Origin of the sequence: Pseudomonas tehranensis (assembly GCF_014268615.1) — a bacterium.
Lineage (GTDB): Bacteria > Pseudomonadota > Gammaproteobacteria > Pseudomonadales > Pseudomonadaceae > Aquipseudomonas > Aquipseudomonas tehranensis.
In genome coordinates, this window is sequence record NZ_JABWQV010000252.1 from 1 (window position 1) to 6,878 (window position 6,878).

Consider the following 6,878-nt stretch of genomic DNA (forward strand, 5'->3'; position numbering starts at 1 on the left):
TGCTCCCGCTGGGGTGCGAAGCGCCCCCAATGAAGCTGAGGCAATCAACCTGAGACACCGCAGCGACAAGTTTGGGGCTGCTGTGCAGCCCACCGGGAGCAAGCTCCCTCGCCACAGGATCCGCCAGCAAGCACAGGGTAATTTCTCACGTCACGGTTTCGTCATCTGAATAGGCCACCCTGTCGCCCTTCAAACCTGCCCGGAACCCACCATGCTCCACGCCGAAAACCAGGATCGTCTCTATCTCATCAGCCCGAGCGACGAACAACAGAACCTCGTCGGCAGCCTGTCCTTCAACGTGCAGGATCGGCATTGGCTGGTGTATTGCGTCCTTGGCGGCCATCAACACGCCGACCTTCCGGAGACCGATCTGCTGACTGGGATCAGCGTGCTGGAGCTGTATTCCCAGGCTGCATGACGGCTTCACTCTGTGGGAGCAAGGCTTGCCCGCGATGAGAACGGCACCTTCGACAATGCGGTGAAGGACAGATCGCTATCGCGGGCAAGCCTTGCTCCCACAGGTTTGCTTTCACATATCTGATCGCAACCACTGGGCCATTGCAGCCCAGGGTCATGTGGTCGATACCTTACTCAGCCAGCACCTGACCAATGGTCGGGTCCTTGAACAGGCGTGTCAGGGCATCGCTCAACACGTCGCTGACCAGCTTGGTGTTGGTGTCCTGGTTAGGCGCCATGCCGAAGCGCTGGTCCAGCGAAGCACCGTAACGACCGCTGTAGCGACGATTGGCGTTCTGCACCTCGGAACGGAAGGTCGCGCCGATGGTGGCTTCGGTCACATACATGCCTTCCTTGGGCGACTGGTACTTCAATTCGGCCAGGGTGACGGTCAGTTGCGGTGCATTCATCGCGTTGGCGGTAGGGGTGAAGCCCAGCAAACGTACCGCCGCTTCGGCCTGGGCCTGCAGCTTGGGCAGGATCTGCGCGCCCTGCACCGTGATCACACTGGTTTCCGGGTACAGCCCACCGCGGGTGCCGAGGGTTGGCGAGGGACGACCATCCACCACCCGCACCACCACCGGCTGGCCGCGGCCCACGGGCGCCAGCTGGGCGTTGAGCTTGGGCTCCGGGTTAAGTTGTTGCGGGCTGTGGGCGCAGCCGACGAGGGCCAGACTGGTCACAGCGATCAAACCGAACAACAGGCGTTGCAACATGCTCTTCTCTCCAGAATCGGGCACAAACAGGCCCGCAGTATAGCGGTGCGCCATGGCGGTGAACTAGCGCTGCACGATGAATACTCAAATGTCCGCCACTCCATGGGAAAACCGGTTCGTGTCATGCCATTGTCATGCTCCTTACACCGGCATGTCATGGCCCCCTGTCAGCCTTGGCACAAGCTCCCCGACACGGTGTCCGACCATGCGTTTTCTCATTTCCCTGTTCACCCCGCGCCCACAGCACCGCTGCTTCGCCCTGCTGGACCGCAATGGCCGTTGCCAGGCGTTCAAGCAATGCAGCCTGCAGCCTATGGGTGAAGGTTGGGTGGAAATCGAAGAGATTCGGCTGAACTGGCTGCACCAGCCATTGCCCGCCAGCGCCCGCGTGCAAACCCTTGGCGCTCGCCCACGCAACCGTCAACTGTTGGCCGTCTGACCGGATGGCTAATAAAAGTCATTAAACACGACCATTTCCCTGCGTTTCTTCGATACAATCTGCCCCCGATTATAAGGACGTCTCCTGATCGGGCCTCGCAACACCGCTAATGCGCTGGTATTGGCACCCCGCACCGCCCACAGAGAGCCGCCCACACAGATCGAGTGAAGCTGGCGCGCTTGCTGTTTTTCAAGCAAATCACCACTTTTCGCGAATCTGCAGAGCTGTCATTACGCTCGGTCACTGAGCTGTCTGCCCGTTTTGCCTGTCATGTATTACATGGGGGCAAACCAAACCGGGCGCGGTGCCAGGCTGGGACAGCCCTTTTTTGAGGTTCACGTCTTCAAAAGAGCGTGAAAAAACGGGTTTTCACAACTTCACGAGAGTGTGGCGAGCAAATGAATAGTTTTGCGTCTGAACAAGCACCATTAGCGTCTGAAACAGCCCAACGACACAGGACCGCCTATCGCTCAAGAACCGGCGCCTGAAGCCTGTCCGCTACGGATTTGGTTGCACGAACGGATGTCTCGGCCATAAGTCGAATTGCCTGCCCGGCGCTTAAATGAGTTCATGGGACTCTGAGGCCAGGCTGCATGCATCCGCGGTAGTTGCGAAAAATTGCGAAGATTCGGACATGGCGATCCTGGCCATGGATACCTGGGGCGCAACTGACCTGCCCCGCCACTCCCTGGCCGCCATGCCGACAATTTGGTGCTGCAGATTTTGGAGACGCGTTAAATGGCGCATAACGAAGCAGTCGATGTAGTTCTGGTAGGGGCCGGCATCATGAGTGCCACCCTGGCCGTGCTGCTCAAGGAACTCGACCCCGCGATCTCGCTGGAAGTCGTCGAGTTGATGGATTCCGGTGCCGCGGAGAGTTCCAACCCGTGGAACAACGCCGGCACCGGCCACGCCGGGCTGTGCGAGCTGAACTACACGCCCCAGGCGGCCGATGGCAGTGTCGACATCAAGAAAGCCGTGCACATCAACACCCAGTTCGAGGTGTCGAAGCAGTTCTGGACGTACCTGACCAAAAAAGGCACGTTCGGCTCATCCAAATCCTTCATTGCCCCCGTCCCGCACCTGAGCTTCGTGCAGGGTGAAAAAGGCGTGTCGTTCCTGAAAAAGCGCTTTGAGCTGATGCGCCAGCATCACGCCTTCGCCGACATGGAATACACCGAGGACAAGGCCCTGATGGCCGAGTGGATGCCGCTGATGATGCCGGGCCGGCCAGCTGACGAAGTCATCGCCGCCACCCGCGTCATGAATGGCACCGACGTCAACTTCGGCGCCCTGACCAACCAGTTGCTCAAGCACCTGACCAGCGCCCCGGACACCCAGGTCAAGTATTGCAAGCGCGTCACCGGCCTCAAGCGCAATGGCGCTGGCTGGACCGTCAGCATCAAGGACGTCAATTCCGGCAGCAGCCGTGAAGTCGATGCCAAATTCGTCTTCCTGGGTGCCGGTGGTGCGGCGTTGCCGCTGCTGCAAGCGTCGGGTATCGAAGAAAGCAAAGGCTTCGGTGGCTTCCCGGTCAGCGGCCAGTGGCTGCGTTGCGACAACCCGGAAGTGGTCAAGCATCATCAGGCCAAGGTCTACAGCCAGGCCGCCGTGGGCTCGCCACCGATGTCCGTGCCGCATTTGGATACCCGCGTGGTCGATGGCAAGAAATCCCTGCTGTTTGGGCCATACGCCGGTTTCACCACCAAGTTCCTCAAGCATGGTTCGCTCATGGATCTGCCGCTGTCGGTACGTGCCGGCAACATCGGCCCGATGCTGGCCGTGGCCCGGGACAACATGGACCTGACCAAGTACCTGATCAGCGAAGTGATGCAGTCCATGGAGCAGCGCCTGGAATCCCTGCGTCGCTTCTATCCCGAGGCGAAAGCCGAGGACTGGCGCCTGGAAGTGGCCGGCCAACGGGTTCAGATCATCAAGAAAGACCCGAAGAAAGGCGGTGTCCTGCAGTTCGGCACCGAACTGGTGGCGGCCAAGGACGGCACCCTCGCCGCCTTGCTCGGCGCATCGCCCGGTGCTTCGGTGACCGTCTCGATCATGCTGGACCTGATCGAGCGCTGCTTCCCGGACAAAGCCAAGGGAGAATGGGCGAGCAAACTCGCAGAGATCTTCCCGGCGCGGGAAAAAGTGCTGGAAACCGACGCGGCGCTGTATCGCAAGGTCAATGCGCAGAACAACGTCGCCCTGGAACTGGTTGAACAAAGCAGCGAGACACCCAGCTTCGCTTGATTCCACTGCATAAAAAAACGCCCCGTTCTTTCTGAGAGCGGGGCGTTTTTTATGGGAGAAGCTTTCGTGGCGAGGGAGCTTGCTCCCGCTGGCCTGCGAAGCAGGCCCCAAAATATTCAGCCACGAGCCTTGTTGATCAACTCGATGTATTCCTCGGCATTACGCTGGTCCTGGATCAGCGCGACGAAATCGTTGCCGTGCTCATCCTTGCCATTGAGGTCGTAGCCGGCCTCGACGAAAAACGTCAGAAAGCGCTCGAAGTCGTCGACCCGCAGGCCACGGTAGGCCTTGATCAGTTTGTGCAGCGACGGCGAAGTGGCATCGACCGGATCGAAATTGAGGAACAGCTTGATCTGCTCATCGCCAATCTCGTCACCAATCACTTGTTTCTTGTCTTTACGCATTGCCGGGCTCCAGCTCGCACAGTTCACGGGGGCGGGCAGTTTACCCCCGGCAGGCCTCGGGGCTCAACGCGGGCGTACAGCGCCGGTGTGCAGGTCGGCCCAGATATGGCCGTTGGCATAGCTGAGGAACTGCACGTACACCGTCTCGTTGCGCAGCAGATCGATCACCACTTGATACTGGGCCTGTGGATAAGACAGCGTCAGAGTCTTGCTCGCCTCGTCGAAGGCAGGTTTTTTCAGGCTTTTGCTTTCGCCATCGAAGTTCAGGATCACCTGGTTGAGAGTGGCGCCTTTATTCAGGGGTTTGCCTTTGAGGCGCACCAGCAACGGCGATGTAACGGGTATCGGTTGCTGGTTGGACTGACGCTGATTGCCCAGCACTACCGAATACTCGGTGACTTGGAGCAATTGCTGGTGTTCGGGTTGTTCCTGACGTACCGCCAGATCATCGGGGGGCAGAAATTGACTGTGCATCGGCGCGCCACCGGCTGCCCACGACAGGCTGGACATCAGCAGCAGAGCGGCGCAGCGGCGGGTCAGTACACTCATGGCAGGCTCCAGGGTCTTGGCCCGGCACTCTAGCACGGGCCCAGACGCTAAAAATAACGATCCAGGTCAATACATCCGCGCCACGAGCACGGCATACTCAAGGAGCCATCAGCCCCGGCCTGCCGGTGCAGGCCTTTGTGGCGAGGGAGCTCGCTCCCGCTGGGCTGCGCAGCAGTCTTGCGGTCGCCGCGCAACCGAGCGGGAGCAAGCTCCCTCGCCACGGGTTTTGGGTTTGGCAAAGCTCAAGATGAATCCCTTTCTTTCGTGCGTGGAGTGCCCATGTCTTTCTCCGCCCCACCCTTATTCGCCGCCTGGCGCCAAGCCTGGCGCGCCGGTTACACCCTTGAGCGTCTGCGCGGCGATCTGGTGGCCGGGCTGACCGTCGGCATCATTGCCATCCCCTTGGCCATGGCCCTGGCCATCGCCGTCGGCGTGCCGCCGCAGCATGGCTTGTACACGGTGCTGGTGGCCGCCCCCTTGATCGCCCTCACCGGCGGCTCGCGGTTCAACGTGAGCGGGCCGACAGCGGCGTTCGTGGTGATCCTGCTGCCCATCACCCAGCAATACGGCCTGGGTGGCCTGCTGCTGTGCACGATGCTGGCGGGCATGATCCTGATAGCGCTCGGTCTGATGCGGGCCGGGCGGCTGATCCAGTACATTCCTTATCCGGTCATTCTCGGTTTTACCGCGGGCATCGGCGTGGTCATTGCCACCCTACAACTCAAAGACCTGCTGGGCCTGACCACGGTCGGCAGCGCCGAGCATTACATCGAGCAACTGGGCGCCTTGATCACGGCACTGCCCAGTGCCCGGCTCGGCGACGGCCTGATCGGCCTCATCTGCCTGGCGGTATTGATTATCTGGCCGCGCTTCGTCCCCCGCATTCCTGGTCATCTGGTAGCCCTGCTGGTGGGTGCGCTGTTGGGGCTGGCGCTGGAAAGCGGCGGATGGCAGATCGCGACACTGGGCGAACGTTTCAGCTACGTGGTCGACGGCATCAGTTACCCCGGCATCCCGCCATTTTTGCCGAGTTTCGACTGGCCTTGGAATCTACCGGACAGTCAGGGCCGCCCCTTGAGTCTTTCCTACGATCTGATCCGCCAATTGCTGGCGCCCGCCTTCGCCATCGCCATGCTCGGTGCCATTGAGTCGCTGTTGTGCGCGGTGGTGGCCGACGGCATGACCGGCAGTAAACACGACCCCAACGCCGAACTGATCGGCCAGGGCCTGGGCAATCTGGTGGCGCCACTGTTCGGCGGCATCACTGCCACGGCGGCGATTGCCCGCAGCGCCACCAATGTGCGCAGCGGCGCGTCTTCGCCATTGGCCGCGATCATTCACAGCCTCGTGGTGCTGGGGGCAATTGTGCTGCTGGCGCCGTTGTTCAGCTATCTGCCCATGGCAGCGCTGGCGGCGTTGCTGGTGATGGTGGCCTGGAACATGAGCGAAGCCGGACACGTGCTGCACACCTTGCGTATCGCCCCACGCAGTGACGTGCTGGTGCTACTGACCTGCCTGAGCCTGACCGTACTGTTCGACATGGTCCTGGCGGTCGCCGTAGGCCTGCTGCTGGCCGCCGGGCTGTTCATCAAACGCATGAGCGAGCTGACGGACACCGCCGAACTGCCGCGCCATTTCCATCAGGCCCTGCTGGACATGCCCGAGCACGTTCGCTGCTACGCCATTCGCGGACCGCTGTTTTTCGGCGCGGCAGAAAAGGCCCTGGATGTGCTGCGCAAATTCGATCCGGGGATTCGGGTGATGGTGGTGGAAATGAGCGCCGTGCCGATGCTGGACATGACTGCGCTGGCGGCTTTTGAAAGTATCCTCAAGGACTACCGCAAGCAGGGCATCGGCCTGATTCTGGTGGCAACCGCGCCACGGGTACGCCTGAAGTTGCGCCGCGCCGGCATCCATCGCGAGCAGCGCCAACTGGCGTATGTGCAGACCCTGGAGCAGGCACGGGTCAAGAGCGAGCAATGGCTGGCCGGTAGCCCTGCTCACTCGAGGCCGGCCTGATTGATCTGTGGCCATGGAGCTTTTTGTGGCGAGGGAGCTTGCTCCCGC

Annotated in this window: 7 protein-coding genes; 4 read left to right on the forward strand and 3 right to left on the reverse strand. The window is 61.0% G+C overall.

From position 1 onward, the window contains the following. Positions 1-211: 211 nt before the first annotated feature. Entirely contained in the window at positions 212-418 is a 207-nt protein-coding gene (locus HU811_RS23160; RefSeq protein ID WP_186658304.1) for a hypothetical protein, read from the forward strand. A gap of 169 nt (positions 419-587) precedes the next feature. Here HU811_RS23160 and HU811_RS23165 read toward each other — a convergent pair whose 3' ends face one another. Next, entirely contained in the window at positions 588-1,172 is a 585-nt protein-coding gene (locus tag HU811_RS23165) for a YajG family lipoprotein (protein ID WP_047229419.1), read from the reverse strand. A 205-nt stretch (positions 1,173-1,377) separates the two neighbouring features. Between HU811_RS23165 and HU811_RS23170 the strand changes: the two genes are divergently transcribed. Both HU811_RS23170 and mqo read left to right on the forward strand, forming a co-directional pair. After that, positions 1,378-1,611, forward strand: a complete 234-nt coding sequence (locus HU811_RS23170) for a hypothetical protein (protein ID WP_092402475.1) — start codon at positions 1,378-1,380, stop codon at positions 1,609-1,611. A gap of 738 nt (positions 1,612-2,349) precedes the next feature. After that, a complete protein-coding gene (mqo, locus tag HU811_RS23175; protein ID WP_092402477.1) occupies positions 2,350-3,858 on the forward strand; it encodes a malate dehydrogenase (quinone) in 1,509 nt (502 codons plus the stop codon). Between the two features lie 116 nt (positions 3,859-3,974). Here mqo and HU811_RS23180 read toward each other — a convergent pair whose 3' ends face one another. After that, the gene (locus HU811_RS23180) at positions 3,975-4,262 is read right to left on the reverse strand and encodes a PA4642 family protein (protein WP_047229416.1); all 288 of its coding nucleotides are present in this window, start codon (positions 4,260-4,262) and stop codon (positions 3,975-3,977) included. A gap of 63 nt (positions 4,263-4,325) precedes the next feature. Further along, positions 4,326-4,811, reverse strand: coding sequence for a hypothetical protein (locus HU811_RS23185; RefSeq protein ID WP_186658307.1), 486 nt, complete (start codon positions 4,809-4,811; stop codon positions 4,326-4,328). A gap of 279 nt (positions 4,812-5,090) precedes the next feature. Between HU811_RS23185 and dauA the strand changes: the two genes are divergently transcribed. Continuing rightward, entirely contained in the window at positions 5,091-6,830 is a 1,740-nt protein-coding gene (gene dauA, locus HU811_RS23190) for a C4-dicarboxylic acid transporter DauA (protein ID WP_186658309.1), read from the forward strand. The last annotated feature ends 48 nt before the right edge of the window (positions 6,831-6,878 follow it).

Excerpts from the sequence above, each read along its gene's own strand:
- HU811_RS23160 (WP_186658304.1), top strand. The coding sequence starts at position 212 with ATGCTCCACGCCGAAAACCAGGATCGTCTCTATCTCATCAGCCCGAGC.
- HU811_RS23165 (WP_047229419.1), bottom strand. The coding sequence starts at position 1,172 with ATGTTGCAACGCCTGTTGTTCGGTTTGATCGCTGTGACCAGTCTGGCC.
- HU811_RS23170 (WP_092402475.1), top strand. The coding sequence starts at position 1,378 with ATGCGTTTTCTCATTTCCCTGTTCACCCCGCGCCCACAGCACCGCTGC.
- mqo (WP_092402477.1), top strand. The coding sequence starts at position 2,350 with ATGGCGCATAACGAAGCAGTCGATGTAGTTCTGGTAGGGGCCGGCATC.
- HU811_RS23180 (WP_047229416.1), bottom strand. The coding sequence starts at position 4,262 with ATGCGTAAAGACAAGAAACAAGTGATTGGTGACGAGATTGGCGATGAG.
- HU811_RS23185 (WP_186658307.1), bottom strand. The coding sequence starts at position 4,811 with ATGAGTGTACTGACCCGCCGCTGCGCCGCTCTGCTGCTGATGTCCAGC.
- dauA (WP_186658309.1), top strand. The coding sequence starts at position 5,091 with ATGTCTTTCTCCGCCCCACCCTTATTCGCCGCCTGGCGCCAAGCCTGG.